The following is a 25,051-nucleotide window of genomic DNA, read 5'->3' on the forward strand; positions in this document are numbered from 1 at the left end:
GTTTCCGTTTCCGTTTCCGTTTCCGTTTCCGTTTCCGTTTCCGTTTCCGTTTCCGTTTCCGTTTCCAGGGACATTACCACTAGCATTAATTGCTTTAGTGCGATTTACGGAAAAAAAACTCAAGGTATCTGGTTCTGCATTATTATCAGTAGCAACAAGGCGAAACACGACCCTAATGACTCCATCATCTGGGCCTTCTTCTATATAAAACCCAAGCTCTTCAGGGCTTAGAAATCCACCAACCATCTCCTGGTAACCACCACCAAGCGGTTTGCCTTTACAGCTGGACATCTCAACCGCCATAAACCATTCCTTCTTATTGGCCACCTCTCTCTCTTTTAGCTTATATTTTTTTACTACATCATCGCCGCGGTCGCAGCCAGATGAAACATCATTATGGTTTTTGACGGAAAGGCTTAGCACTCGCTTGTCAGAATCCCACTTGGTATTTTCTTTATCATCCCAGTCAGCCCGCCTGATATCTCGCAATAGCGTTTCGGTAGCAAAATTAACCGCTGCCTGTTTTTCTCCTAACGTGTCGACTCTCTCATTATTGGTAAATACCGTTAAAAATAGCTGGCCGGCCCCGAGGATAATCACCAGTCCCACTACCATGGCGACCATCAGCTCGATCAGCGAGAAACCGCCTTGCCGTTTAACCGTCATTCCTGGGGCAGCCTGATATGGTAGGTGAATTCGGGATCATCGCCTTCGCCCGAGAAGCGGGTCTCCTTCCATGAGATGGTGATGGTAAACTCACAGTTATCTAACTCGTCAACACTGTCATCGGCAAAGCCAGGAAGATACTTCGCCCACTCCTGCTTCCAGTCGGTGTCGTTGGCCAGACTGCTTGTCGTGCTATCGCGGCCCCAGGTAGGACAGGCGTCATCCAGCGCCATCTGTGCCCATAGCCGCTCCTGGGCATCCTGGGCGGCCAGGGTGGCGATGGAGCGCTGATAGGCCATATGGGCTCCCTGCAGCGATTTCAGCTCCATGGCCGCAACGCCCAGCAGACCGATGGAGAGCACGACCAGCGCCACCAGGGCTTCGATCAGCGAGAAGCCAGCGCTGTAATGGGGAACGGCCCCCCTACTCATCCTCGTCATCCTCCCACTTGCCCACCCGCCCCTGGGCCGAGACCTCCAGTGCGCGATCATCGATGCCATCATAAGTGGATATCAGGGTGATTCGGCATGCTTCCGGGCAGTTATCATCACTCAGCGGCTTGCCCAGTGCACCGAAGGTAATCGAATCGTCGGTGAGCGTATCAGTGAGCGAGATGCTCTTATCACGCCCGCTGCGAATCCGAATAGACTCGTCCACTCCATCGACGCTGATGTTATAGCCCCAGAGACTGGTACCGGTCAGCGAGAAGGTCACCTCCGTGCGCCGCTTGATGGCTTCGCTGCGCGCCAGGGTCAGCCCACCCAGCAGCTCGTTATAATCCGCCACGATTCGGTTACTGGCCATCTGGCGCTGGAAACTGGGCACCGCCACCGTCGCCAGGATGACCATCACGGCAATCGTCACCAACAATTCGATCAGGGTAAAGCCTCTCCGCTTCATGGATTCACCAGCATTCGGCGGGCTCTCGATTACCCTGTCCGTCGAGGGTTAACGCCTTGTCACAGCCATCATCACGCCCCGTCGTTGCCGTGATGAGAAACCCCACCTTGCCATCTGGCTTATAGCTAATTTCATAGCTGCCCTCAGGCGAGTCAGCGGTAATATCACACTTCGCGTAGCTATAGGAGCGGGTGTAGCAGCGTTCCAGTTGGCCTGCGGCGATGTTCAGGCCGGCCTGGGCGTCGGCGCGCAGGGAGCGCTCCACGTATCTCTGGTACCCCGGAATCGCAATCGCCGCCAGAATCCCGATGATCGCCACCGTGATCAGCATCTCGATCAGGGTAAAGCCGCCGCTGCGGCGGATAGAGTGGTCTTGCTGCCTGGGGCGGAGTCGGGTGAGGAGCACGCGAGGCATCTCCCTGGGAGTCAACGTATTTGTTTCAGTATGTAGCAAAGCGCAAGATACCGATAGGCCCTCAGCCCAGATACCGCGCGGGCACTCTTCGCCGCAGCCCCGCGCCTGAGCAAGAACGCCGCCGACACTTTCATGCCGGCGGCGCGCTTGCTGCTTCTCCTGCCTGGGCTCTCCAGCGACGAGCTACTCGCTGACGATGACGCGCTCGCGCAGCTCGCGGGGCATGGAGAAGGTGATGGTCTCCTCGCGGCCGGCGAGCTCCACGGGGGCGCTGGCGCCGAGGCTCTTGAGCCGTTCAATCACGCCCTGCACCAGCACCTCGGGGGCGCTGGCGCCGGCGGTGACGCCGATGGCATTGACGCCCTCGAGCCACGCGGGCTCGATCTGCTCGGCGCTATCGATCAGGTAGGCCGGGGTGCCGACCCGCTCGGAGAGCTCGCGCAGGCGGTTGGAGTTGGAGCTGTTGGGGCTGCCCACCACCAGTACCAGGTCGCTGCTGGCAGCCAGCTCGCGCACGGCGTCCTGGCGGTTCTGGGTGGCGTAGCAGATGTCGTCCTTGCGCGGCCCCTGGATCTCCGGGAACTTGGCGCGCAGGGCGTCGATCACCCGGGCGGTGTCATCCATGGAGAGGGTGGTCTGGGTGACGAAGGCCAGCCGGCTCGCGTCCTTGACCTCGAGCTTGGCGACATCCTCCTCGTCCTCCACCAGGTAGATGGCGCCGCCGTGGGAGGTGTCGTAGCGCCCCATGGTGCCCTCCACCTCGGGGTGCCCCTCATGGCCGATCAGGATGCACTCCTGGCCGCGGCGGGCGTAGCGCAGCACCTCCATGTGCACCTTGGTGACCAGCGGGCAGGTGGCGTCGAACACCTTGAGGCCGCGGCGCTCCGCCTCCTGCTGCACGGCGCGGGAGACGCCGTGGGCGGAGAAGATCACGATGACGTCGTCGGGGACCTCGTGGAGCTCCTCGACGAAGATGGCGCCACGTTCGCGCAGGCTATCCACCACGAAGCGGTTGTGGACCACCTCGTGGCGCACGTAGATCGGCGGGCCGAACACGTCCAGCGCGCCATTGACGATTTCGATGGCGCGGTCGACGCCGGCACAGAAGCCGCGGGGGTTGGCCAGCCGGATCTGCACGGAATTAGCTTGCATAGGATTGCCTTGCCTTGATGTGTCGGGTATCACGCAAAAATGTCGTCCAGGCTGTCAGCCGTCAGCACCCGCTCGGCCCAGACCTCGAGCTCCTCCGTTCCAGCTTGGCTAACCTTTGACTCGATTGACGCAGGCAATTCACCGAACTTCAGCACCAGCAGCTTCAACAGCATCTGGGCCCGGCCACTGACCTCGCCCTGCTGCATACCGCGCTGCATACCACGCTTTTCTGCGATGCGCTCGAATGATGTGACATACGACATCTTTACCTCCTCCTCGAAGCGGGCCATCTGGGCCCCAAGCTTCTCTTCCAGCTCCGGCGGCAGTGCCAGCATCCAGTCTATCAGTCTGAGCAGCTCCAGTACTTCCGAGCGACTGTAGCCACGCCGGTAGAGGCGTTTCATCAGGCTGAACTTGGACACCAACCGGGCGTTGTCATCGCCTTTGGTGCGATGAGCTTCCAACTGCGTCAACACTACGACCGCGAAAGGGTTGCTGCTGTTCTCGAGCGATGGTTGATCCTGCTTCCACCGTTGGAGGTCCACCACCGGAAACGTGAAGCTGAGTCGCGTCTGCCACAGCTCCTGCTCATGGTGCCCCACGGCTCGATGACTGCCCTTGTCCGTCAGGATAGCCACGCTGGCGATACGGCGCTGCGGGTACTTGTCCTGCAGCCGATAGTAGTAGCGAAACATCCGGGCATTGAAGCGACGGTCTGCCTTGCCCTGGACCTCCACATGGACCAGCACCCAGGTCTCGCTGCCGTCCAGAGTAAACACCTTGACCAGCTTGTCGGTATGGCGGCGACCGGCCTCGCTGTCGCGCACCACCTGCTGCAGTTCCTTGTCGAGGAATTCGTGGGGGCGCTGCCAGTCGATATCCCGATGCATCTCCGGTAACAGCAGCTCGAGAAACTGGGGAAATAGTGCTCGAGCGCTTCCTTCCAGGGGGAATCGAAATCGCTGTTACCGCGGGCAATTGTCCCCATAGAAGTCGCCTTAGTGCGTTGTGGCGGGCTTCACGTCCAGCACTTCCACCTCGAAGGTCAGGGTACGCCCGGCCAGCGGATGGTTGAAGTCCACGTCCACCATCTCGCCCTCGATGGCGCTGATCACGCCGGGCAGTTCGCCGCCACTGGGGTCGGCGAAGGACATCACGGTGCCGAGCTCCAGCGGCTCCTCGCCGAAGTCGTCACGCTTGAGGCGCTGGACGTTCTGCGGGTTGTGCTGGCCGAAGGCGTGCTCCGGGGTGATCTCGAAGGTGGCGCTCTCGCCGGCGGCCATGCCCTTCATGGGGTGCTCGAAGCCGGGCGGCAGGTTGCCGTCGCCGACCTGGAAGGTGGCCGGGGCCTTGTCGCGGGTGGAGTCCACCACGGTGCCGTCTTCCAGCTTGAGGGTGAAGTGCAGGGTGACTTCCATGCCCTCGTCGATGCGATGTTGGGGGCTATTCTGCTCGGTCATGGGTCTTGGGACTCGGTAAACAGGATGTCGGTTCGGTGGCGGTGGCTGGGCGACACCGCCCGGGCGCCTTCGGCACCCTTCGCGCAGCGGAGCCGGCCTCCTACAATGTCGTTGCCATGCGTTGGTGCCTCAGCTGCGCCGGGCGCCTGCGGCGCCAATCGCCCGATAAATCGGGCTCCCACAATGGCCCCGAGGCCTGTCAGTTGCGCCGACGCGCGCGGCGCTTCTCACCGAACAGCGACTCCCAGATCAGGCCGAGGGCCCCCAGGGTGATGCCGATGTCCGCCACGTTGAACGCCGGGTAGTACCAACCCGCCACGTGGAAGGAGAGGAAGTCCACCACGTAGCCGTGCACCAGGCGGTCGTAGAGGTTGCCCAGGGCGCCGCCGATGATCATGGCCAGCGAGGCCGCCAGCAGCGTCTCGTCCGCTTTGAGGCGGCGCATCCAGATGGTCAGGCCGATGCTCGCCCCCACCGCGATGGCGGCGAAGAACCAGCGCTGCCAGCCGGGATGGTCGGCCAGGAAGCTGAAGGCGGCGCCGGTGTTGTGCAGCAGCGTCAGGTTGAAGAAGGGCAGCACTTCCACCGGCCGGGCGTAGTCGAGCCAGGCGCTGGCGGCAGTCTTGGTGGCGAGATCCAGCACGATCACCGCCAGTGCCAGCCACAGCCAGCGCAGCGGCTGGCGCATGGGCGCCCGCTCGGGGGCGCCCTGGTCGCCTTGCGTGTCGCCCGGGGCCATGGTGTCTCCCTTACGCATAACGGCGGGTTTCGCCGGGGCCGTCCGGCAGGTTGCTGATGCAGCGGTGGCAGAGGTCCGGATGCTCGGGGTGGGTGCCCACCTCCTCGCGGTGGTGCCAGCAGCGCTCGCACTTGTTGTTGGGGCTCTCCGCCACGGCCACCTTGAGGCCCTCAAGCTCCGTGGCCTCGGCGCCCTCTCCTTCACCCTCGGCCTCGGCCAGCGGCCTGAGGATCACCTCGCTGGTCAGCATCACGAAGCGCAACTCCTCGCCCAGCTTGGCCAGGGTGACGTGCAGGGCGTCGTCCACGTAGAGGGTGACCTCGGCGGCCAGGCTGCCCTTGATCACCTTGGCGTTGCGGGCATCCTCCAGGCACTTGTTCACCGCCTGCTTGACGGTGAGCACCCGCTCCCAGAAGTCGCGGCCCATCTCGGCATCGTCGGCCAGCGTGGCAAGGCCGGTGTAGTACTCCTCGAGCAGCACGCTGTCGCCGCGCTCGCCGGGGATATGCTCGTGGATCTCCTCGGCGGTGAACGAGAGGATCGGCGCCACCCAGCGCGAGAGCGCCTCCACCACGTGGTAGAGCGCGGTCTGGGCGCTGCGCCGCGCCACCGAGTCGGCCTGGGTGGTGTACTGGCGATCCTTGATCACGTCCAGGTAGAAGCCGCCGAGCTCCCGGGCGCAGAAGCCGTGCACCTGCTGGTAGACGTCGAGGAAGCGGTACTCCTCATAGGCCTTCTGGATGCGCGCCTGCAGCTGGGCGGCGCGGTCCACCACCCACTGGTCCAGGGCCAGCATCTCGCCGAAGGGCAGCGCATCGCGCGCCGGGTCGAAGCCGTTGAGGTTGGCCAGCAGGAAGCGCGCGGTGTTGCGGATGCGGCGGTAGACGTCGGCGGTGCGCTTGAGGATCTCGTCGGAGACGGCCATCTCGCCGGAGTAGTCGGTGGAGGCGGTCCACAGGCGCAGGATGTCGGCGCCGAGCTTGTCCATCACCTCCTGGGGCGCCACCACGTTGCCCACCGACTTGGACATCTTGCGGCCCTGGGCGTCCACGGTGAAGCCGTGGGTGAGCAGGCCGCGGTACGGCGGGTGGCCGTCCATGGCACAGCCGGTGAGCAGCGAGGAGTGGAACCAGCCGCGGTGCTGGTCGGAGCCCTCCAGGTAGAGGTCGGCCCGCGGGCCGCTCTCGTGGCCATGGGGGTGCGAGCCGCGCAGCACGTGGCGGTGGGTGGTGCCGGAGTCGAACCACACGTCCAGGGTGTCGGTCACCTTCTCGTAGTCGGCGGCCTCCTCGCCCAGCAGCTCCGCCGGGTCGAGGCGGAACCAGGCGTCGATGCCCTCGGCCTCGACACGCTTGGCGGCCTCTTCCATCAGTGCCACAGTACGCGGATGCAGCTCGCCGGTGGACTTGTGCAGGAAGAAGGGGATCGGCACACCCCAGTTGCGCTGGCGCGAGATGCACCAGTCCGGGCGGTTGGCGATCATGCTGTGCAGGCGCGCCTGGCCCCAGGCCGGGGTGAAGGTGGTGGCCTCGATGCCCTCGAGCGCCCGCTCGCGCAGGGTGCGGCCGTCCTTGCCCGCCACGTCCATGCCCACGAACCACTGGGCGGTAGCGCGGTAGATCACCGGCGTCTTGTGGCGCCAGCAGTGCATGTAGCTATGGGTGATGGTCTGATGGGCCATCAGCGCGCCCACCTCGTCGAGCTTGGCAACGATCTGCGGGTTGGCCTTCCAGATCATCTGGCCGCCGAAGAACGGCAGGTCGTCGGCATAGACGCCGTCGCCCTGCACCGGGTTGAGCATCTCGTCGAAGCTCATGCCGTGCTCGCGGCAGGTGACGAAGTCATCCACGCCGTAGGAGGGGGCGGAGTGGACGATGCCGGTGCTGCCCACCTCGCTCTCCACGTAGTCGGCGAGATACACCGGCGAGAAGCGCTCGTAGAAGGGGTGACGGAAGCGGATGCCGTCGAAGGCCTCGCCTCGGGCGGTGGCGATCACCTCGCCGGTAAGGCCGTAGCGCTCTAGGCACGATTCCACCAGCTCCTCGGCCAGCACCAGCAGGCGGCTGCCGGTGTCCACCAGGGCGTAGGTGAACTCGGGGTGCATGTTGAGCGCCTGGTTGGCGGGGATGGTCCAGGGGGTGGTGGTCCAGATGACGATGGCGGCGGGCTTGGGCAGCTCGCCCAGGCCGAAGGCGCCGGCCAGGCGGTCGGCATCCTCCACCGCGAAGGCGACGTCGATGGCGTCGGAGCGCTTGTCCTGATACTCCACCTCGGCCTCGGCCAGCGCCGAGCCGCAGTCGAAGCACCAGTTGACGGGCTTCAGACCCTTGAAGACGTAACCGGCCTCGACCATCTCGGCGAGTGCGCGGATCTCGCCGGCCTCGTTGGCGAAGTCCATGGAGCGGTAGGGGTTGTCCCAGTCACCCACCACGCCCAGGCGCACGAAGTCCTTGAGCTGGCCCTGGATTTGCTCGGCGGCGTACTCGCGGCACAGCTCGCGGGCGCGCTCCGGTGCCAGTCGCTTGCCATGGGTGGTCTCCACCTTGTGCTCGATGGGCAGGCCGTGGCAGTCCCAGCCGGGCACGTAGGGGGCGTCGAAGCCGGCCAGGTTCTTCGACTTGACGATGATGTCCTTGAGGATCTTGTTGACGGCGTGACCGATATGGATGCTGCCGTTGGCGTAGGGAGGGCCGTCGTGCAGCACGAACAGTTTCCGGCCGCGGCGCGCCTCGCGCAGGCGGTGGTAGAGGTCGAGCTGCTGCCACTGGGCCAGCCGCTCGGGCTCGCGCTTGGGCAGCATGCCACGCATCGGGAAGTCGGTTTCTGGCAGGTTCAGAGTGGGCTTGTAGTCGCTCATATCCTGGGGGTCAGCCGTCGTCATGGTCGGCGGGCATGCCCGCCGAGGAATCGAGTGTCACGGCCTCGCGCGCCAGCGGCGCCGATGCCAGAGGAAGGGAAGCGTGGTTACCGATGGGCTCGGGGGGCGAGCCGGCGCCGGCGTCGGGGCACGGCAAGGGGTGCTGAGAGAAGTAGCTCCGGGCGCGCTCGAGGTCGAGGCCGATCTGGTGCTTCAGGGCCGCGAAGTCGTCGAACTTCACCTCGCCACGCAGCTTGGCGCAGGGGAACACCGCCAGCCGCTCGCCGTAGAGGTCGCCGTCGAAGTCGAACAGGTGCACCTCCAGCACCGGCCGGGTGCTACCCACCGTCGGGCGCCAGCCGATGTTGGCCACGCCGGGCAGGCGGCGGCCGTCCGGCAGCTCGCTGACCACCGCATAGACCCCCTGCAGGGCCAGGGAACGCACCGGCTGGGGCAGGTTGGCGGTGGGCACGCCGATGGTGCGGCCGAGCTTCTGGTCCGCCACCACCCGGCCGCCCAGCCGATAGGGGCGCCCCATCAGCCGGGCCGCGGCCTCGAAGTTGCCGCTGGCCAGCAGGGTGCGGACGCGTGTGCTGGAGACCCGCTCGTCGTCGACCGTGAAGGTGCGAGTGTGCTCCACGCCGAAGCCGTGGGCCTCGCCCACCGCGGTGAGCAGGTGGAAGTCGCCGCGCCGGTCGCAGCCGAAGCGGAAGTCGTCACCCACCACCAGGTGGCGCACGCCCAGCCCCTCGATCAGCACGCGGCGGATGAAGGCCTCGGCGGTAAGGCTGCGCAGGGCGTCGTTGAAGGGCAGGCAGAGCACCCGCTCGACCCCCGCCTCGCCCAGCAGGCGCACCTTGTCGCGCAGCCGGGTGAGCCGCGGCGGGGCCTGCTCGCCGGCGAAGAACTCCCGGGGCTGGGGCTCGAACACCACCACCGTCACCGGCAGGCCGAGACGCGCCGCCTGCTCGCGACACTGCTCGAGGATCGCCTGGTGGCCCAGGTGCACGCCATCGAAATTGCCGATGGTGGCCACGCAGCCGCGGTGCTCGTCGCGCAGGTTGTGCAGTCCTCGGATCACTTGCATGGCGTGGTAGAGCCCCGCTCGGCGTCGGTTAAGTGGTGAAAGCGTCGATTATACCGGACAGCCGGCCCCTTGACAGCCGGGGCGGCCTTGGTGCCTACCGGTACGCACTGCTATCGCCGATAAATCGGGCTCCCACAATGTAGGAGCGCAGATTCTGCGCGATGGCGCCGGCAGGCGCACTGGCAGCACCGCTATCGCCGATAAATCGGGCTCCCACCAGGCGGCACCCATACCCGCTATCGCCGATACAACGGTCTCCTACAAATTCAGGTCAACTCTTCATCCGGAAATGGCGCAGGCGCACCCCGGTGGCGGCCAGCCAGGCGAAGTAGAGCGCCGCACCGCCGACCACCAGGGCGGCCAGCCAGGCGACGCGCTGCCAGATCCCCCAGCCGAGCCAGGCCTGCCACTCCGGCGCGGCCCAGGCGAGCCCCAGCCCCATCACCGCGCAGCCGCCCAGCAGCTGCACCGCGTAGCGCCCCCAGCCCGGCTGGAACACCAGCACGCCCTGCTTCCTGAGCAGCCAGCCGAGCAGGCCGGCGTTGAGGAAGGCCGAGAGCGCGGTGGCCAGCGCCAGGCCGGCGTGGGCCAGCGGCCAGATCAGCAGCAGGTTGAAGACCATGTTGGCGACCATGGCGACGATGCCCACCTTCACCGGTGTCTTGGTGTCCTGGCGGGCGAAGAAGCCCGGCGCCAGCACCTTGATCAGCATGAAGGCCACCAGCCCCAGCGAGTAGGCGCGCAGGCTCATCGCCGCCATGGCGATGTCGCGCTCGGTCATCGCGCCGTAGTGGAACAGCGCGATCAGCAGTGGCTCGGCGAGCAGCGCCAGGGCCAGGGCCGCCGGCAGCCCCAGCAGCAGCACGGCGCGGATCGCCCAGTCGAGCATGGCGCTGAAGTGCTCGCCGGACTGCTCGGCGTGGCGGCGGGAGAGCGCCGGCAGGATCACGGTGCCGATGGCGATGCCGAACACCCCCAGCGGCAGCTCCACCAGGCGGTCGGAGTAGTAGAGCCAGGAGACGCTGCCCGCCGCCAGCAGCGAGGCGAGCACGGTGTCCAGCAGCAGGTTGATCTGGGAGACCGAGACACCGAACAGCGCCGGGGCCATCAGCGCCATGATCCGCCTGACCCCGGGGTGGGCGAAGCTCGGCCAGGGGCGCGGCATCAGCCCCAGCCGCACCAAGAAGGGCACCTGGAAGGCGAGCTGGGCCATGCCGGCGATCAGCACGCCCCAGGCCAGCGCCATGGCCGGCTGCTCGAACAGCGGTGTCAGCAGCAGCGCCGCGCCGATCAGCGAGAGGTTGAGCAGCACCGGGGTGAAGGCCGGCACCGCGAAGCGGTTCCAGGTATTGAGCACGCTACCGGCGAACGCCGTCAGCGAGATCAGCAGCAGGTAGGGGAAGGTGAGGCGCAGCATGTCGGCGGTGAGCGCCAGCTTGGCCGGGTCGCGGCCGAAGCCGGGGGCGAAGACCCACACCAGCCAGGGGGCGGCGAACATGGCCAGCGCCGTGAGCAGGAAGAGCACCGCGGCGAGGCTGCCGGCGACGGCGTCCAGCAGCTCGCGCACCTCGCGCCGGCTGCCGCGGGTGGCGGCCTCCGAGAGCACCGGCACGAAGGCCTGGTTGAAGGCGCCCTCGGCGAACAGCCGGCGCATGAAGTTGGGGATCTTGAAGGCGACGAAGAAGGCGTCCGCCCCCTGCCCCGCGCCGAACAGCGCGGCGATCACCACGTCGCGGGCCAACCCCATCACCCGCGAGAGCATGGTCATCACGCTGACCACCAGGCCCGAGCGCATCAGCCCGCCGGCCTTGGGGGCCACCACCTTGTCGCTCTCCTCCACCGGCACCGGCGGCTGCTCGCGTTCCGTCACGTCTCTGTCCTCACCCTGCCCCGGGAATCACGGCCACAAAAAAACCGGCCGCAGCCGGTTTCTTCACGAGGCGCGCCACCTGGGCGGCGCCTCGATGGCATCGGACCGGCTTCAGGCAGCCAGGGCCTTGATGCGCTTGTTCAGGCGGCTCTTCATGCGCGCGGCCTTCTTCTTGGAGAGCACGTCCTTGTCGGCGATGCGGTCGATGATCGGCTGCGCCTGCTGGAAGGCTGCCATGGCGGTGGCGTGATCGCCGCCGTTGATGGCCTTGATGACTCGCTTCACGTAGGTGCGGACCATGCTGCGCTGGCTGGCCTTCAGGACACGACGACCTTCGGCCTGACGGGCGCGCTTGCGAGCTTGCTTGCTGTTTGCCACTTGCTGTCTCCTTGGAGATTCTTCGCCGCCCGTGTGGTGACGGCTTGGATAACGTATTGATCCGGCAGGAAGGTCGGAGCCTTTCCGCCGGCCTGGCCATCTGGCCGACCGCCGAAAATCGGCGATCGTTCACGGGCCGTGTCTGAGAGGATGGCGTATCCTAGCACAGCCCGCATCGCGCTTGCTATAGCGCCGGGTCTAGAGCACCACCAGGTTGTCACGGTGGATCAGCTCCGGCGCCTCCATGAAACCGAGGATGCCCTCGATCTGGTGGCTGGGTCGGCCGAGGATGCGCAGGGCGTCATCCACCCCGTAGTTGACCAGCCCCTTGGCCACCCGCTCGCCGGCCTCGTCGACGCACAGCACCATGTCGCCGCGCACGAAGTTGCCGGCGGCGGCCTTGACCCCCACCGGCAGCAGGCTGGAGCCCCGGCTGCGCAGCACCTTCACCGCCCCGGCATCCAGGGTCAGGGTGCCGCGCACCTGCAGCTGGCCGGCCAGCCAGCGCTTGCGCGCCGCCATGGGTTCGCGCTCGGGGAACAGCAGGGTGCCCAGCCGCTCGCCCTCCATCAGCCGGGAGAGCACCTCGGCCTGGCGCCCGCCGGCGATGGCGGTCACCGCGCCGGAGCGTGCCGCCAGGCGCGCGGCGCGTACCTTGGTGGCCATGCCGCCGCGCCCCAGCGCCCCGCCGCCGCCGGCCACCGCGGCCAGCGCCGGGTCGTCGGCGCGCCCCTCGCGGATCAGCCGCGCCTCGGGGTGGTGGCGGGGGTCGGCGTCGAAGAGCCCGTCCTGGTCGGTGAGGATCACCAGGGCGTCGGCCTCCAGCAGGTTGGCCACCAGGGCGCCCAGGGTGTCGTTGTCGCCGAAGCGGATCTCGTCGGTGACCACGGTGTCGTTCTCATTGACCACCGGCACCACCCGCAGGTCCACCAGGGTGCGAAGCGCCGAGCGCGCGTTGAGGTAGCGCTTGCGGTTGGAGAGGTCGTCGTGGGTGAGCAACACCTGGGCGGTTAGCAGGCCGTGGCGGGCGAAGTGCCCCTCGTAGCACTCGGTGAGGCCGTTCTGGCCCACCGCGGCGGCGGCCTGCAGCTGGTGTACCGCCGAGGGACGCACCTGCCAGCCCAGCCGCACCATGCCGGCGGCCACCGCCCCGGAGGAGACCAGCACCACCTCGATGCCGCGGCGATGCAGCGCGGCGATCTGGTCCACCCAGCCGCCGATCGCCGCCTCATCGAGGCCACGGCCGTCGTTGGTCAGCAGCGCACTGCCGATCTTCACCACCACCCGGCGGGCGCCAACCAGCGCCTCGCGACTCATCACCTGCCCGTTGCGTTCCATTCGCTCTCGTTCCTCAGGGCGCGTATTCGACCTCGACGTCGTAGTCGTCGTCATCGAAATCGTCATCATCCTCGCCGGCCGGCTTGCGCTTGCGGCCCAGGCGCGCCTCGGTGCGGGCCACCGCCTCGTCCTCCATGCGCGCGCGCATCTCGCGGGCACGCTCGGCGGCCTCCTCGTCCTCGTTCTCCAGGCGGCGCTGCTCGGTCAGCCAGCGGTGGGCGGCCTGCACCAGGGCATCGGTGCCGTCGCCGGAGATCGCCGAGATGCGGAACACCGGACCCTGCCAGCCCAGGCGGCGCACGATCTCGTCGGCTTTCGCCTCGCGCTCGTCTTCCGGGAGCAGGTCGAGCTTGTTGAGCACCAGCCAGCGCGGCAGCTCGGCCAGGGTCGGCGAGAACTCGCCCAGCTCGTGGGCGATCGCCTCGGCGGCGGCCACCGGGTCGGACTCGTCGAAGGGCGCCACGTCCACCACGTGGAACAGCAGCCGGGTGCGAGTCAGGTGCTTGAGGAAGCGCAGCCCCAGGCCGGCCCCCTCGGAGGCGCCCTCGATCAGCCCCGGCACGTCGGCCATCACGAAGTGCTCGTGCATGCCCAGCTTCACCACTCCCAGGTTGGGCACCAGCGTGGTGAAGGGGTAGTTGGCGACCTTGGGCTTGGCCGCGGAGACGGCACGGATCAGCGTCGACTTGCCGGCGTTGGGCAGGCCCAGCAGGCCGACGTCGGCCATCACCTTCATCTCCAGGCGCAGGTTGCGGCGCTCGCCCTCGGTACCGGGCGTGGTGCGCCGCGGCGCGCGATTGGTGGAGGACTTGAAGTGGATGTTGCCGAGCCCGCGGCGCCCGCCCTGGGCCACCAGCACCACCTGGCCGATCTCGGTGACGTCGGCGATCACCTCCAGGGTGTCCTCGTCGATCACCGTGGTGCCCACCGGCACCTTGACGTGCAGGTCCTCGCCGGCCCTGCCGCTCATCTGGCGACCCATGCCGGGCTGGCCGTTCTGGGCCTTGTAGAAGCGCTGGTACTTGAAGTCGATCAGGGTGTTGAGGGCATCGTCACCGATCAGATAGACGCTGCCGCCATGCCCGCCGTCGCCGCCATCGGGGCCGCCCTTGGGCACGTACTTCTCGCGGCGGAAGCTGAGGCAGCCATTGCCCCCCTTGCCGGCCTCCACGATGATCGAGGCTTCGTCGACGAACTGCATCTGTCACTCTCCTGACGGCAACCTGCCGTCCCACCCGCCTGAGTATACGTACAAGAAGGCCCCGCCGTGGCGGGGCCTTCTCGCGGCAAGGGTCAGGCGTCTCAGGCGGAGACGACGCTGACGAACTTGCGGTTCTTCGGCCCCTTGGTCTCGAACTTGACCACGCCGTCGCTCAGGGCGAACAGGGTATGGTCACGGCCGAGGCCGACGCCGGTACCGGCGTGGAACTTGGTGCCACGCTGGCGAACGATGATGTTGCCGGCGGTGACGGCCTGGCCACCGAACAGCTTCACGCCAAGGCGCTTGGATTCGGAATCGCGACCGTTACGGGTAGAGCCCGCTGCCTTCTTATGTGCCATGGAATAAACCTCCGTTCAGGGGGATGGACCGCTTAGGCGGAGATCCCGGTGATCTTGACTTCGGTGAACCACTGACGGTGGCCCTGACGCTTCATGTGGTGCTTGCGACGACGGAACTTGATGATGGTGACCTTGTCGCCACGGCCGTGGGAGACGACCTCCGCGGAGACCTTGGCACCCTCGACCAGCGGCGCGCCGACCTTGACGTCGTCCTCGCTGCCGACCAGCAGCACCTCGTCGAAATCGATGGACTCGCCGGTGGGCACCTCGATCTTCTCGAGCTTGAGGGTCTGGCCTTCCTGAACGCGGTACTGCTTGCCACCGCTCTTGATAACTGCGTACATGCTTCTCTCTCCAGGACTCATCGGGTTGGGCTCTTCGTCGGCCTGCTTCGAGTGGCGCCCCTTTCGGCAACCATCTGACAGGGAGCGAGATGAGTGGGCCGCGTAGTATAGCGATCTCCTGCCGGCCGGACAACCATCCGCCCGCCCCTGCCCTGCCATCGCCCGCGGCCTCCGTCACCAGGCGGTGAAAGCCGCTCCCCGCGCGCCTTGACGCCCCCGAGGGGGCCCCATAGCATGGCCGGCAATCCAAGGCCAGAGGGGGCCGCCCCGCCCCGGCCCCAACCGACCGTCGACGTAGCCTCCATGCCCACCCACGCCACCGCCTCCGACACCGCCGCCCCCTCGCCGATCCACGCCGCCGTGGCCGAGGACTTCGCCGCCGTCAACCGCACCATCATGGCCCAGCTGGGCTCGCGCATCCCGCTGGTCGAGACCATCGGCCAGTACATCATCGCCAGCGGCGGCAAGCGGCTGCGCCCGCTGCTGGTGCTGCTGGCCGCCCGGGCGCTCGGCTACCAGGGCGAGCGGCACGTCACCCTGGCCACCCTGATCGAGTTCATGCACACCTCCACCCTGCTGCATGACGATGTGGTGGACGAGTCGCACCTGCGCCGCGGCAAGGCCACCGCCAACGACGCCTGGGGCAACGCCCCCTCGGTGCTGGTGGGCGACTTCCTCTACTCGCGCTCCTTCCAGATGATGGTGGAGGTGGGCTCCATGCGGATCATGGACGTGCTCTCATCGGCCACCTGCGTGATCGCCGAAGGCGAGGTGCAGCAGCTCACCAACGTCGGCAACCCCGACATCGACGAGGCGGCCTACTTCGAGACCATCCAGGGCAAGACCGCCATGCTCTTCGAGGCGGCCAGCCACAGCGGCGCCATCCTTGCGGAGGCCACCCCGGAGCAGGAAGCCGCGCTGCAGCACTACGGTCGCTACCTGGGGCTGGCCTTCCAGCTGATCGATGACCTGCTCGACTACCAGGGCGACGCCGAGGCGATGGGCAAGAACGTCGGCGACGACCTGGCCGAGGGCAAGCCCACCCTGCCGCTGATCCAGGCCATGGCGAAGGGCACCCCGGAGCAGGCGACACTGATCCGCCGGGCGATCCGCCAGGGCGGGCTCGCCCACCTCCAGGAGGTATTGGAGATCATCGACGCCACCGGCGCCCTGGCCTATACGCGCACCCGCGCCGAGGAGATGGCCGACCTCGCCCTGGCCCAGCTCGAGGTGCTGCCGCCCAGCCCCTACCGCGACAGCATGGCCGAGCTGGCCCGCCTGGCGGTGGACCGCCAGGCGTAAAAACGCCCGCCGGCGGGCTTGCATTCCGGCCGCGCTTGCGTAAAATACGCTGCGTCGAAGAGGTAACCCCTCGCGAGAACGACATCGGAGTATAGCTCAGCTTGGTAGAGCGCTGCCTTCGGGAGGCAGAGGTCGTAGGTTCGAATCCTGCTACTCCGACCAACGAATTCAAGGCCTTGCGGATCACCGCAAGGCCTTTTTCGTTGTCCGGCCTGCCAGCCACCGCGCGCCCTCGGCCTCCCGAAGGCAGAGGGCGCGCGTTCGAGGACGTGGTAGCGCTCAGGTCACCGTGATCACGCCGCAGCCGGCGGTATGGCTGACCTTGTGGGAGACGCTGCCGAACACCATGCCGCGCACGTCGCCGAGGCCGCGGCTGCCCATCACGATGACATCGGCGCCGACGCGCTCCGCCTCCTCGGTGATGCGCTCGGCCGGGCGCCCTTGGCGCACGCTCTCCTCCACCGTCAGGTCGCCCAGATCCACCGCTTCGCGGGCCTGGTCGATCACCTTGTGGGCCTCCTCCTTCATGCCCTCGGCAAGCTTCTCGCGCTCCGCCTCGGAGAAGGGCTCGGCGGTACCGCCGGTGAACAGGCCGATGTTGTCGGGGGGAAACTCCGCCACCGTCATCAGGTGCAGGGTGGCCTTGCCCCCCTGCGCCAGGGAGGCGGCGACCCGCAGCGCCTTGATGGCGTGCTCGGAACCGTCGAGGGGAACCAGGATCCTGGAGTACATGGTGTCGCTCCTGCAGCTGCCGAAGGAAGAGGGGGCGCACGCTGGCGCCGTCTCTCCCAGCATAGTCCGCCGCGCGGAACTCGCCTTGTCCTGCATCAAGGGGCCCTGTCCGCGGGGCCCTCCTTACAGAGCCCAGCCGAACCCCAGCAGCGGCATCGCCAGGGCGAAGACCACCGCCACGATCACCACCAGCGCCGCCAGGCTGACCAGGGCGCCGGCGCGCACCATCTCGGCCACGCTGAGCTGGCCGCTGGCGAAGACCACGGCGTTGGGCGGCGTCGCCACCGGCAGCATGAAGGCACAGCTGGCGGCCAGGGCCACCGGCACGGAGAGCAGCAGCGGGCTGTGGCCGAGGCTCACCGTCAGCGAGGCGGTGAGCGGCAGGATGGCGGCGGCGGTGGCGGTGTTGCTGGTCACGTGGCTCATCGCCATCACCACCAGTGCCACCGCGACGACCAGTCCCCAGGTCGGCCAGCGGCCGAACACGGCGAGCCCCTCGGCGACCGCCGCGGCCAGGCCGCTGGATTCGATGGCGGTGCCCAGGCTGAGGCCACCACCCACCATGATCAGCACCCCCCAGGGCAGCTGGGCGGCGGCCTCCCAATCCATCAGGAACTGGCGCTGGGCCCAGCGCGCCGGCACCACGAACAGCAGCACCGCGGCGGTCACCGCGATGCCGGCGTCGCTCAGCGCCACGCCCAGCCAGGCCTCGAGCAGCGGGCGGAACACCCAGGCCAGGGCGACCAGCACGAAGATGGTGGCCACCCGCCGCTCGGGGCCGGTCATGCGCCCCAGGTCGCGGGCCTGCTCCTCCAGCATGGCGGCCACCCCCGGCAGGGGCTTGCGGCCCAGCGGGTAGATGCGGCGCGTCAGCAGCCACCAGGCCAGCGCCAGCAGCAGCAACGCCGGTGGCAGCGCCACCGCCATCCACTCGGCGAAGCCGATCTCGATGCCGTAGCTGTCGGCCATGAAGCCGGCCAGCAGGGCGTTGGGCGGGGTGCCGATCAGGGTGCCCATGCCGCCGATGTTGGCGCCCAGGGCGATCCCCAGCAGCAGGGTCAGCGCCAGGTGGTGGCTGGCCCCCTCGCCGCCCTGGCGCTTGAGCATCTCCAGCACCGAGAGGCCGATGGGCACCATCAGCGCCGCCGTGGCGGTGTTGCTCACCCACATGCTGAGCCCGGCGGTGGCGACCATGAAGCCCGCCACCAGGTGGTCGGGACGGCGCCCCGCCACGCGCAGCACCAGCATGGCGATGCGTCGGTGCAGCCCCCAGCGCTGGATCGCCTCGGCCAGCAGGAAGCCGCCCAGGAACAGGAATATCAGCGGGTTGGCGTAGGGCGCGGCGACCGCCTCGATGGGCGCCACCTCCAGCAGCGGCAGCAGCACCAGCGGCAGCAGCGCCGTGACCGCGATGGGTACCGGTTCCAGCACCCACCAGGCCGCCATCCAGGCGGTGAGGGCCACCACCTGCCAGGCCGTCGCGGGGAGCCCCTCGGGTGCCGGCGACACCAGCACCAGGCCCGCCAGCAGGGGGCCCAGCAGCAGGCCCAGCGGCACCTTGAGCCGCGCCAGCCGGGAGGGGGCCTCGCCCTCAGTCGTCATCGCCATCCTCGGCCAGCCGCCGCGCCATCGCCTTGCGCGCCCGGTTGCGCCGGTAGAGTCGCACCAGGGCGATCCACAACGCCGCCGCCACCATGGCCGCCAGGGTCCAGCCCTGCCAGGGACGGGCGGCGTCGCCCATCACCGTCTCCAGGGTGATGATCAGGATGAAGCCCAGCGCCTGGCTGGCGATGGCCAGGGCACGCAGGGTGTCGAAGGCGGTGTTGGCCATGGCGGCTCCCGTTGGCGAGGGTGGCGGTGTGCGGCGGATGACACTCCCGTCCGCCGGCAGTAGGCTTGGCAGGGTTCCCGGAGGCGGCGCCCCAGTGTAACCGCTCGTCACGCCGCCGCCGACCCTGCCCGCAAGGAGTCACCCCCACATGGATGCCATCGCCCTGGGCCCCTTCCTGCTCTCGCTGCCGCGCCTCTACGCCTTCATCGCCGCCCTGCTGCTGATGGGGGCCAGCGCCTGGCTGCTGGGCCTGCCGCGCCGCACCCACACCCGCTGGTTCAACGGCCTGCTGCTAGCCTGGCTGGTGGGCGCGCGCCTCGGCCACGTGGCCCTGAACCTCGACGCCTATGCCGCCGCCCCGCTGGACGCCCTCAAGCTGTGGCAACCCGGCTACCACGGCCTGTGGGGGCTGATGGCGGGGCTGATCTGGACCGGCTGGGCGCTGCGCGAGCACCTCGGCCGGCTGGTGGGGGCCATGGCCATGCTGGTGGTGGTCTCGGCGCTGTGGCTGGCCACCGTCACCCTGGCGCCCTTCGGTGGGGGCATGGCACTGACACGGCTGCCCGACCTGGCCCTGGAGGACCTCGACGGCAACCGGGTCAACCTGCAGGCGCTCGAGGGCGAGCGGGTGGTGCTCAACCTGTGGGCCACCTGGTGCCCGCCCTGCCTGCGCGAGATGCCGCTGCTCGCCGAGGTCGATGGCCGCGACGACGTCACCGTGGTGGTGGCCAACCAGGGCGAGTCGCTGCTGCAGGTGGTGCGCTACCTGGACGACCAGGGGCTCGACTTCCACTACCCGCTGCTCGACCCCCACCAGGAGCTGATGGTGCTGACCGAATCCCCGGGGCTGCCCACCACGGTGCTGTTCGACGCCGAGGGGCGCGCCGTGGAGCGCCACGTGGGCGAACTCACCCGCGCCCAGCTGGATAGCTGGCTAAAGCGTGAGAAGTAACAGCGCCATCATGGATGGTGCACCGCTCGAGGCGTTCCCGGGGACCGGCGCCTCTCGCTATCTCGGCAGGACTCACGGCGATAGCGCTGCCGGGAGTCGTCCCGCGCTTAAGCCGCGCCGGGCTTTGCTGTAAGATACCGCGCCCTTGTCGGGCCGCCCCGTCCCGGTGGCCATGAGCGCACCCTGTTACAGCATCCTCGAGGCATCATGAGCGACTTCTCCCCCGGCCAGCGCTGGATCAGCGATGGCGAGGCCGAACTCGGCCTGGGCACCATCCTCAGCTGCGATGCGCGCAGCGTCACCGTCCTGTTCGGCGCCAGCCAGGAAACCCGCACCTACAGCAGCCGCCAGGCCCCGCTGACCCGGGTGGCCTTCGGCAGCGGCGACCGCATCCGCGCCGCCGAGGGCTGGACGCTGACCGTCGACGACACCAAGGAGGTCGACGGCCTGATCGTCTACATCGGCGAGGATGACCAGGGCGAGCTGCGCGAGCTGTCCGAGGCGCGCCTCGCCGACAGCATGCAGTTCGACCAAGCCCGCGACCGCTTGCTCACCGGCCAGGTCAACCGCAACGACTGGTTCGACCTGCGCTTCCGCACCCTGCACCACTACCACCGCGTAGAGCAGAACCCGGCGTTGGGCCTGGCCGGGCCGCGCATCGACCTGATTCCCCACCAGCTCTACATCGCCGACGAGGTGGCCCGGCGCCACGCCCCGCGGGTGCTGCTGGCCGACGAGGTGGGGCTGGGCAAGACCATCGAGGCGGGGCTGATCCTGCACCGCTTGCTGCTCACTGGCCGCGCCGAGCGGGCGCTGATCCTGGTGCCGGCGAGCCTCACCCACCAGTGGCTGGTGGAGCTCTTGCGCCGCTTCGCCCTGGAGGTGACCCTGCTCGACGAGCAGCAGAGCCAGGCCCACGGCGAGGGCAACCCCTTCGAGGCCGGCCAGCTCATCCTGGCCAGCCAGGACTGGCTGTTCGCCAACCCCCATCGCCAGGCCCAGGCCGCGGCCTGCGACTGGGACCTGCTGATCGTCGACGAGGCCCACCACCTGGACTGGAGCGAGGAGCAGGTGGGCCCCGGCTACGCCTGCGTGGAGCGCCTGGCCGCCGACAGCGAGGGGGTGCTGCTGCTCACCGCCACCCCGGAGCAGATGGGCGTGGAGAGCCACTTCGCCCGCCTGCGCCTGCTCGACCCCGACCGCTACCACAGCCTCGAGGCCTTCCGCGAGGAGGAGGCCCACTACGTGGAGGTGGCCGAGGCGATCGACGCCCTGGAGCGGCTGCCCGGCGATGATGCCGACCGCGCGCGCGTCGCCGCGGTGATCGACGAGCCCGACAGCCTGGCGCTGCTCGATACCCTGGCCGACCCCGAGCGCGGCGACGATCAGCATGCCGCCGCCCGCGACCAGCTGCGCGACCAGCTGCTCGACCGCCACGGCACCGGCCGCGTGATGTTCCGCAACAGCCGCCGCCACGTGGGCGGCTTCCCGGAGCGCCGCCTGCACGTCACCGAGCTGGAGCCGCCCTCCGCCTATCGCCGGGTGCTGCGCAAGCTATCCCGGGACGAGGACTACCTCGACGAGCTGCTGATCGAGACCGGCCTCGATCACCCCGAGGTGCTGGTCTACCTGGACGCCATGTATCGCGCCCTGGCCGACGACCCGCTCAACGGGGAGCCCTGGTGGCAGATCGACCCAAGGGTCAACTGGCTGCTGGAGCGCCTGGCCGACGACGGTGAGGCCGGCCTGGCCGGCGACAAGGTACTGGTGATCGCCCACGACGCCGAGACCGCCCAAGGGCTGGCCGAGGCGCTGCGCGTGCTGGGCGGCTACCACGCTCCGGTGTTCCACGAGGGGCTCTCGCTGGTGGAGCGCGACCGCGCCGCCGCGGCCTTCGCCGACGAGGAGGAGGGCTGCCAGGTGTTGGTGTGCTCGGAGATCGGCTCCGAGGGGCGCAACTTCCAGTTCTGCCGCCACCTGGTGATGTTCGACCTGCCGCTGCACCCCGACCAGCTGGAGCAGCGCATCGGCCGCCTCGACCGCATCGGCCAGCGCCACGCCATCGAGCTCCACGTGCCGGTGTTCGCCGGTAGTCCGGGGGAGAAGTTGCTGCGCTGGTACCGCGACGGCATGGACGCCTTCAGCGCCCCCCACGGCATCGGCAGCGAGATCCATGACGCCTTCGGTGACGCCCTGGCCGACGCCCTGCTCGACGACGAGGCCCTCGACGAGGTCGTCGAGGAGACCCGGGCGCTGTTCGAGAGCCGCCTGGCCGAGCGCGATGCCGGCCGCAACCGTCTGCTGGAGCTCAACGCCTGCCGGCACGAGCGTGCCGAGGCGGTGGCCGCGGCGATCGGCGAGCTGGACGAGGACCGCGCCCTGCCCCGCTATCTGGACCTGGCGCTGGACATCTTCGGGGTCGACAGCCAGGAGCTCGGCGGCGGCATCCAGCACCTGGTGGCGGGCCCCCAGATGCTCGACGGCCTGCCGGGCCTGGCCAAGGGCGAGGAGGGCTTCTCGGCCACCTTCTCACGCCGCCGGGCGCTGGCCCGGGACGACGTCCAGCGCCTCTCCTGGGAGCACCCCATGGTGCGTGAGATGATGGGGCGCATCCTCGACGGCAGCATGGGCAACACGGCGCTCGCCCTGCTCAAGCACCCGGCGCTGCCCGCCGGCCGGGTAATGGTGGAGCTGATCTACCGCACCCACTGCCCGGCGCCCAGGAAGCTGCACCTCAACCGCTTCCTGCCGCCCACCGCGGTGCGCGTGCTGCTCGACGAGTCCGGCGCCAACCTCACCGACAAGATCTCCTTCACCGGGCTCTCCAAGAACCTGCAGAAGGTGAAGAAGGCGATGGCCCGGGACCTGATCCGCAGCCGCCTGGAGGTGTTGCGCGAGCTGCTCGACCGCGGCGAGGGCGAGGCGGAGCGCGAGCTGCCCTCCATCGTCGAGGCGGCCCAGGTGCGCATGCGCGACGAGCTGGATGGCGAGCTTTCGCGCCTCACCGCCCTGGCGCGGCGCAACCCGGCGGTGCGCGAGGCGGAGCTCACCGCGCTGCGCGAGGAGCGCGACAACCTGGACGCGGCCATCGAGGGGGCGCGGCTGCGCCTGGACGCCGTACGGGTCATCGTGACGGTAGGGGAAGAGAGCCGCTAAGCCAGGATATCGGCCAGGGCGGCCTCCAGCGTCTCGAACTTGAATTCGAAGCCGGCCTCCTGGAGCCGCTTCGGGCGCATATCGGCGCCGGTCAGCAGCAGCCGGGCCATCTCGCCGAAGGCGGTCTCCAGCACGATGGCGGGCACCGGGAAGAGCGCCGGGCGCCCCAGCTGCTTGGCCAGGATGCGGGTGAACTCGGCGTTGGTGACCGGGCGGGGGGCGCTGCCGTTGAAGGGCCCTTCGAGGTCATCACGCTCGAGCAGGAAGAGGATGGCGCGCACCAGGTCCTCGCGGTGGATCCAGGGCATGAACTGCTTGCCCGTACCGAAGCGCCCGCCCAGCCCCAGCCTGAAGGGGGGCAGCATCTTCTGGAGGCTGCCGCCACCCTGGTCCAGCACCAGGCCGATGCGCAGCCGCGCGACCCGCACCCCGAAGGCCTCGGCCTCGCCGGCGGCCTCCTCCCAGCGCCGGCAGAGGCGGTGGGCGAACTCGTCGTGGGGCGGCGTCTCCTCGCTCACCTCACGGTCCCCCTGGTCCCCGTAGTAGCCCATGGCCGAGGCCGAGACCAGCACCCTGGGCATCCGTGCGCCGGTCTGCCGAAGCTGCTCGCAGAGACCGACCAGCTCCCGGGTGGCGTTGAGCCGCGAATCCAGCAGTTTCTCCTTCTGGCGGTCGCTCCAGCGCTTGGCGGCGATGGACTCCCCGGCCAGGTTGACCAGGGCATCGGAAGGCGTGTCGACGAAGTCCAGCGCCGAGCGGCGCACATCGACGCCCTCGGGCAGCCGGCGCCGTGCGGCCTCGGGATCCCGCGAGACCACCTGCACCCGGTGCCCCGCCTCGGCCAGCCGCGGGCATAGCCGTTGACCCACGAATCCGCTCCCTCCGGTGATCAGCACGCGCATCTGGGTCTCCTCGTATCCGCGATGAGTTATACAGCTGTTGTACACTTCTGCTAGTCTAGCGGAAAACCATCCAGCGAGGGTGCCATGACCCAGCCCCACCAGCCTACCGCCATCATCGGTGCCGGCATCGCCGGCCTGGCCTGCGCCCGCGCCCTCGACGCCGCCGGCCTCCCGGTCACCCTGTTCGACAAGGGGCGCGGCCCGGGCGGGCGGATGTCGAGCCGCCGCCTGCCCGAGGCAACCCTGGACCTCGGTGCCCAGTTCCTGAGCGTGCGCGACGCCACCTTCGCCACGGCCGTGGCGGGGTGGCGCGCGGCGGGCTGCCTGGCCGAGTGGCCCACCTCGCTGTGGTCCATCGATGAGCAGGGCTGGCGGCGTCATCGTGACGACCTGCCGCGCCTGAGCGGCACCCCGCGCATGAGCGCCCTGCCCCCCTTCCTTCCCTTCCCGATGCATCACGCCGCAAAGGACATCCTGCGCCATGACTGATTCGGCCCAGCACGGCGGCGAGACCCCGCTCTACCCCATCCGCGAGGTCTCGCGCCTCACCGGCGTCAACTCCGTGACCCTGCGCGCCTGGGAGCGTCGCTACGGCCTGATCCAGCCGCGCCGCACCCCCAAGGGCCACCGCCTCTACGCCCGCGAGGACATCGAGCGGGTCGAACAGATCCTGCAGTGGCTCAACCGCGGCGTGCCGGTAAGCCAGGTACGCGAGCTGCTCGACCGCCCCGCCGTCGAACCCGAGGCACCGCCCCCCGACCCCAGCGACTGGCCGGCCCAGCGAGAGCGGCTGGTGGCCGCCGTCGAGGCCCTCGACCTGGCGCGCCTGGAAACCCTCTACACCCAGTCGCTGGCGCTCTACCCGGTGGCCACCTGCGTGACCGAGCTGTGGGCGCCGGCGCTGCGCGAGCTGGAGGAGCGCTGGGGCGACGAGCGCCTGGGCAACGCCCTGCAGCGCCACACCCTGGAGGCCTTCCTGCGCACCCGCATCGGCACGCGCCTCTACCACGCTGAGGCCCACGCCAGCGGCCCGGTGCTGCTGGCGATGCCGCTGCCCGAGGACCCCGGCACGCTGTGGCTGCAGCTGGCCGCCCTGCTGGCCGGCGAGCACGGCCTGCGGGTGCGGCTGTTCGATGCGCCGCTGCCGCTGGGCGAGCTGCCCCTGGCGGTGGAGCGCCTGGGTGGCGCCGGGGTGCTGCTGGCCGGCAGCCACGCCGGGCGCACCGACCTGATGCGCCGCCAGCTGCCGCGCCTGGCCGAGCTACTGGAAGTGCCGCTGGGGCTGTGCGGCCCGGTGGCGCGCATCCGCGAGGGTGAGCTCGAGGCGAGCGGCGTGGCGGTGCTCGGCGACGACCTGGACGAGGCGATCTCCCGCCTGCAGACCCTGCTTCCCCCTTCCCGATGACGGCG

At 68.7% G+C, this 25,051-nt stretch carries 25 protein-coding genes and 1 tRNA gene; 6 read left to right on the top strand and 20 right to left on the bottom strand.

The annotated features are described in order from the left end of the window. The 16 genes from Q673_RS36625 to rplU form a co-directional block, all read right to left on the bottom strand. On the bottom strand, positions 1-666 hold a 666-nt coding region (locus Q673_RS36625), incomplete at its 3' end, for a PilW family protein (RefSeq protein ID WP_152527141.1). After that, positions 663-1,097, bottom strand: coding sequence for a type IV pilus modification protein PilV (gene pilV, locus Q673_RS37115; RefSeq protein WP_023006943.1), 435 nt, complete (start codon positions 1,095-1,097; stop codon positions 663-665). The genes pilV and Q673_RS36625, both read right to left, overlap by 4 nt. After that, on the bottom strand, positions 1,090-1,566 hold the full coding sequence (locus Q673_RS0118665; RefSeq protein ID WP_081712074.1) for a GspH/FimT family pseudopilin: 477 nt from the start codon (positions 1,564-1,566) through the stop codon (positions 1,090-1,092). Before Q673_RS0118665 ends, pilV begins: the two co-directional genes overlap by 8 nt. A gap of 4 nt (positions 1,567-1,570) precedes the next feature. Beyond that, complete coding sequence (locus tag Q673_RS32500; RefSeq protein WP_023006945.1) at positions 1,571-1,972, bottom strand: type IV pilin protein; 402 nt, start codon at positions 1,970-1,972, stop codon at positions 1,571-1,573. A gap of 192 nt (positions 1,973-2,164) precedes the next feature. Beyond that, entirely contained in the window at positions 2,165-3,133 is a 969-nt protein-coding gene (gene ispH / locus Q673_RS32505; RefSeq protein ID WP_031218556.1) for a 4-hydroxy-3-methylbut-2-enyl diphosphate reductase, read from the bottom strand. 29 nt (positions 3,134-3,162) lie between these two features. Next, entirely contained in the window at positions 3,163-4,023 is an 861-nt protein-coding gene (locus Q673_RS32510; RefSeq protein ID WP_023006947.1) for a DUF4351 domain-containing protein, read from the bottom strand. Between the two features lie 108 nt (positions 4,024-4,131). Then, complete coding sequence (gene fkpB / locus Q673_RS32515) at positions 4,132-4,593, bottom strand: FKBP-type peptidyl-prolyl cis-trans isomerase (protein ID WP_023006948.1); 462 nt, start codon at positions 4,591-4,593, stop codon at positions 4,132-4,134. Positions 4,594-4,792: 199 nt separating this feature from the next. After that, a complete protein-coding gene (lspA, locus tag Q673_RS32520) occupies positions 4,793-5,332 on the bottom strand; it encodes a signal peptidase II (RefSeq protein ID WP_023006949.1) in 540 nt (179 codons plus the stop codon). Positions 5,333-5,342: 10 nt separating this feature from the next. Further along, positions 5,343-8,189 carry an isoleucine--tRNA ligase gene (gene ileS, locus Q673_RS32525; protein ID WP_023006950.1) on the bottom strand — a complete coding sequence of 949 codons (2,847 nt, stop codon included), beginning with the start codon at positions 8,187-8,189 and terminating at the stop codon, positions 5,343-5,345. A gap of 10 nt (positions 8,190-8,199) precedes the next feature. Further along, positions 8,200-9,276, bottom strand: a complete 1,077-nt coding sequence (ribF, locus tag Q673_RS32530; protein WP_023006951.1) for a bifunctional riboflavin kinase/FAD synthetase — start codon at positions 9,274-9,276, stop codon at positions 8,200-8,202. 271 nt (positions 9,277-9,547) lie between these two features. After that, complete coding sequence (murJ, locus tag Q673_RS32535) at positions 9,548-11,071, bottom strand: murein biosynthesis integral membrane protein MurJ (RefSeq protein ID WP_081712077.1); 1,524 nt, start codon at positions 11,069-11,071, stop codon at positions 9,548-9,550. A gap of 186 nt (positions 11,072-11,257) precedes the next feature. After that, on the bottom strand, positions 11,258-11,524 hold the full coding sequence (gene rpsT / locus Q673_RS32540; protein ID WP_023006953.1) for a 30S ribosomal protein S20: 267 nt from the start codon (positions 11,522-11,524) through the stop codon (positions 11,258-11,260). A 198-nt stretch (positions 11,525-11,722) separates the two neighbouring features. Next, positions 11,723-12,862 carry a glutamate 5-kinase gene (proB, locus tag Q673_RS32545; protein WP_023006954.1) on the bottom strand — a complete coding sequence of 380 codons (1,140 nt, stop codon included), beginning with the start codon at positions 12,860-12,862 and terminating at the stop codon, positions 11,723-11,725. Positions 12,863-12,875: 13 nt separating this feature from the next. Next, positions 12,876-14,063, bottom strand: a complete 1,188-nt coding sequence (cgtA, locus tag Q673_RS32550) for an Obg family GTPase CgtA (RefSeq protein WP_023006955.1) — start codon at positions 14,061-14,063, stop codon at positions 12,876-12,878. 101 nt (positions 14,064-14,164) lie between these two features. Further along, a complete protein-coding gene (gene rpmA, locus Q673_RS32555; RefSeq protein ID WP_023006956.1) occupies positions 14,165-14,422 on the bottom strand; it encodes a 50S ribosomal protein L27 in 258 nt (85 codons plus the stop codon). A 32-nt stretch (positions 14,423-14,454) separates the two neighbouring features. Further along, a complete protein-coding gene (gene rplU, locus Q673_RS32560) occupies positions 14,455-14,766 on the bottom strand; it encodes a 50S ribosomal protein L21 (RefSeq protein WP_023006957.1) in 312 nt (103 codons plus the stop codon). Between the two features lie 303 nt (positions 14,767-15,069). Between rplU and ispB the strand changes: the two genes are divergently transcribed. After that, positions 15,070-16,068: an octaprenyl diphosphate synthase gene (ispB, locus tag Q673_RS32565; RefSeq protein WP_023006958.1), complete on the top strand. Its 999-nt coding sequence runs from the start codon at positions 15,070-15,072 to the stop codon at positions 16,066-16,068. Between the two features lie 85 nt (positions 16,069-16,153). Beyond that, positions 16,154-16,230: transfer RNA gene (locus tag Q673_RS32570), tRNA-Pro, on the top strand. 117 nt (positions 16,231-16,347) lie between these two features. On the opposite strand, the gene Q673_RS32575 is transcribed toward Q673_RS32570, so the two are convergent. The 3 genes from Q673_RS32575 to Q673_RS32585 all read right to left on the bottom strand — a co-directional run bounded on the left by Q673_RS32575 (position 16,348) and on the right by Q673_RS32585 (position 18,631). Next, entirely contained in the window at positions 16,348-16,800 is a 453-nt protein-coding gene (locus Q673_RS32575) for a universal stress protein (RefSeq protein WP_023006959.1), read from the bottom strand. Between the two features lie 123 nt (positions 16,801-16,923). Beyond that, entirely contained in the window at positions 16,924-18,402 is a 1,479-nt protein-coding gene (locus Q673_RS32580) for an SLC13 family permease (protein ID WP_023006960.1), read from the bottom strand. Further along, positions 18,392-18,631 (bottom strand): hypothetical protein, encoded by a 240-nt coding sequence (locus tag Q673_RS32585; protein ID WP_023006961.1) that lies wholly within the window; start codon positions 18,629-18,631, stop codon positions 18,392-18,394. Before Q673_RS32585 ends, Q673_RS32580 begins: the two co-directional genes overlap by 11 nt. 148 nt (positions 18,632-18,779) lie before the next feature. Here Q673_RS32585 and Q673_RS32590 point away from each other — a divergent pair, with 148 nt between their 5' ends. Next, entirely contained in the window at positions 18,780-19,583 is an 804-nt protein-coding gene (locus Q673_RS32590) for a TlpA disulfide reductase family protein (RefSeq protein ID WP_023006962.1), read from the top strand. A gap of 207 nt (positions 19,584-19,790) precedes the next feature. After that, positions 19,791-22,739 (top strand): RNA polymerase-associated protein RapA, encoded by a 2,949-nt coding sequence (gene rapA, locus Q673_RS32595; protein WP_023006963.1) that lies wholly within the window; start codon positions 19,791-19,793, stop codon positions 22,737-22,739. On the opposite strand, the gene Q673_RS32600 is transcribed toward rapA, so the two are convergent. Beyond that, complete coding sequence (locus Q673_RS32600; protein WP_023006964.1) at positions 22,736-23,641, bottom strand: TIGR01777 family oxidoreductase; 906 nt, start codon at positions 23,639-23,641, stop codon at positions 22,736-22,738. The genes rapA and Q673_RS32600 overlap by 4 nt on opposite strands. 84 nt (positions 23,642-23,725) lie before the next feature. On the opposite strand from Q673_RS32600, the gene Q673_RS32605 reads away from it, so the two are divergent. Continuing rightward, positions 23,726-24,130: an FAD-dependent oxidoreductase gene (locus tag Q673_RS32605; protein WP_023006965.1), complete on the top strand. Its 405-nt coding sequence runs from the start codon at positions 23,726-23,728 to the stop codon at positions 24,128-24,130. After that, on the top strand, positions 24,123-25,046 hold the full coding sequence (locus Q673_RS32610) for a MerR family transcriptional regulator (RefSeq protein ID WP_023006966.1): 924 nt from the start codon (positions 24,123-24,125) through the stop codon (positions 25,044-25,046). The genes Q673_RS32605 and Q673_RS32610 overlap by 8 nt, the downstream gene beginning before the upstream one ends. Positions 25,047-25,051: the final 5 nt, after the last annotated feature.

It is taken from the genome of Halomonas sp. PBN3, from assembly GCF_000475415.1.
In the GTDB taxonomy this organism is placed as follows: domain Bacteria; phylum Pseudomonadota; class Gammaproteobacteria; order Pseudomonadales; family Halomonadaceae; genus Halomonas; species Halomonas shengliensis.

Bases quoted from the DNA above. Each gene is read 5' to 3' on its own strand.
- pilV (WP_023006943.1), bottom strand. From the start codon at position 1,097: ATGAGTAGGGGGGCCGTTCCCCATTACAGCGCTGGCTTCTCGCTGATC.
- Q673_RS0118665 (WP_081712074.1), bottom strand. From the start codon at position 1,566: ATGAAGCGGAGAGGCTTTACCCTGATCGAATTGTTGGTGACGATTGCC.
- ispH (WP_031218556.1), bottom strand. From the start codon at position 3,133: ATGCAAGCTAATTCCGTGCAGATCCGGCTGGCCAACCCCCGCGGCTTC.
- Q673_RS32510 (WP_023006947.1), bottom strand. From the start codon at position 4,023: ATGCATCGGGATATCGACTGGCAGCGCCCCCACGAATTCCTCGACAAG.
- fkpB (WP_023006948.1), bottom strand. From the start codon at position 4,593: ATGACCGAGCAGAATAGCCCCCAACATCGCATCGACGAGGGCATGGAA.
- lspA (WP_023006949.1), bottom strand. From the start codon at position 5,332: ATGGCCCCGGGCGACACGCAAGGCGACCAGGGCGCCCCCGAGCGGGCG.
- ileS (WP_023006950.1), bottom strand. From the start codon at position 8,189: ATGAGCGACTACAAGCCCACTCTGAACCTGCCAGAAACCGACTTCCCG.
- ribF (WP_023006951.1), bottom strand. From the start codon at position 9,276: ATGCAAGTGATCCGAGGACTGCACAACCTGCGCGACGAGCACCGCGGC.
- murJ (WP_081712077.1), bottom strand. From the start codon at position 11,071: ATGCGCTCGGGCCTGGTGGTCAGCGTGATGACCATGCTCTCGCGGGTG.
- proB (WP_023006954.1), bottom strand. From the start codon at position 12,862: ATGGAACGCAACGGGCAGGTGATGAGTCGCGAGGCGCTGGTTGGCGCC.
- cgtA (WP_023006955.1), bottom strand. From the start codon at position 14,063: ATGCAGTTCGTCGACGAAGCCTCGATCATCGTGGAGGCCGGCAAGGGG.
- rpmA (WP_023006956.1), bottom strand. From the start codon at position 14,422: ATGGCACATAAGAAGGCAGCGGGCTCTACCCGTAACGGTCGCGATTCC.
- rplU (WP_023006957.1), bottom strand. From the start codon at position 14,766: ATGTACGCAGTTATCAAGAGCGGTGGCAAGCAGTACCGCGTTCAGGAA.
- ispB (WP_023006958.1), top strand. From the start codon at position 15,070: ATGCCCACCCACGCCACCGCCTCCGACACCGCCGCCCCCTCGCCGATC.
- Q673_RS32575 (WP_023006959.1), bottom strand. From the start codon at position 16,800: ATGTACTCCAGGATCCTGGTTCCCCTCGACGGTTCCGAGCACGCCATC.
- Q673_RS32580 (WP_023006960.1), bottom strand. From the start codon at position 18,402: ATGACGACTGAGGGCGAGGCCCCCTCCCGGCTGGCGCGGCTCAAGGTG.
- Q673_RS32585 (WP_023006961.1), bottom strand. From the start codon at position 18,631: ATGGCCAACACCGCCTTCGACACCCTGCGTGCCCTGGCCATCGCCAGC.
- Q673_RS32590 (WP_023006962.1), top strand. From the start codon at position 18,780: ATGGATGCCATCGCCCTGGGCCCCTTCCTGCTCTCGCTGCCGCGCCTC.
- rapA (WP_023006963.1), top strand. From the start codon at position 19,791: ATGAGCGACTTCTCCCCCGGCCAGCGCTGGATCAGCGATGGCGAGGCC.
- Q673_RS32600 (WP_023006964.1), bottom strand. From the start codon at position 23,641: ATGCGCGTGCTGATCACCGGAGGGAGCGGATTCGTGGGTCAACGGCTA.
- Q673_RS32605 (WP_023006965.1), top strand. From the start codon at position 23,726: ATGACCCAGCCCCACCAGCCTACCGCCATCATCGGTGCCGGCATCGCC.
- Q673_RS32610 (WP_023006966.1), top strand. From the start codon at position 24,123: ATGACTGATTCGGCCCAGCACGGCGGCGAGACCCCGCTCTACCCCATC.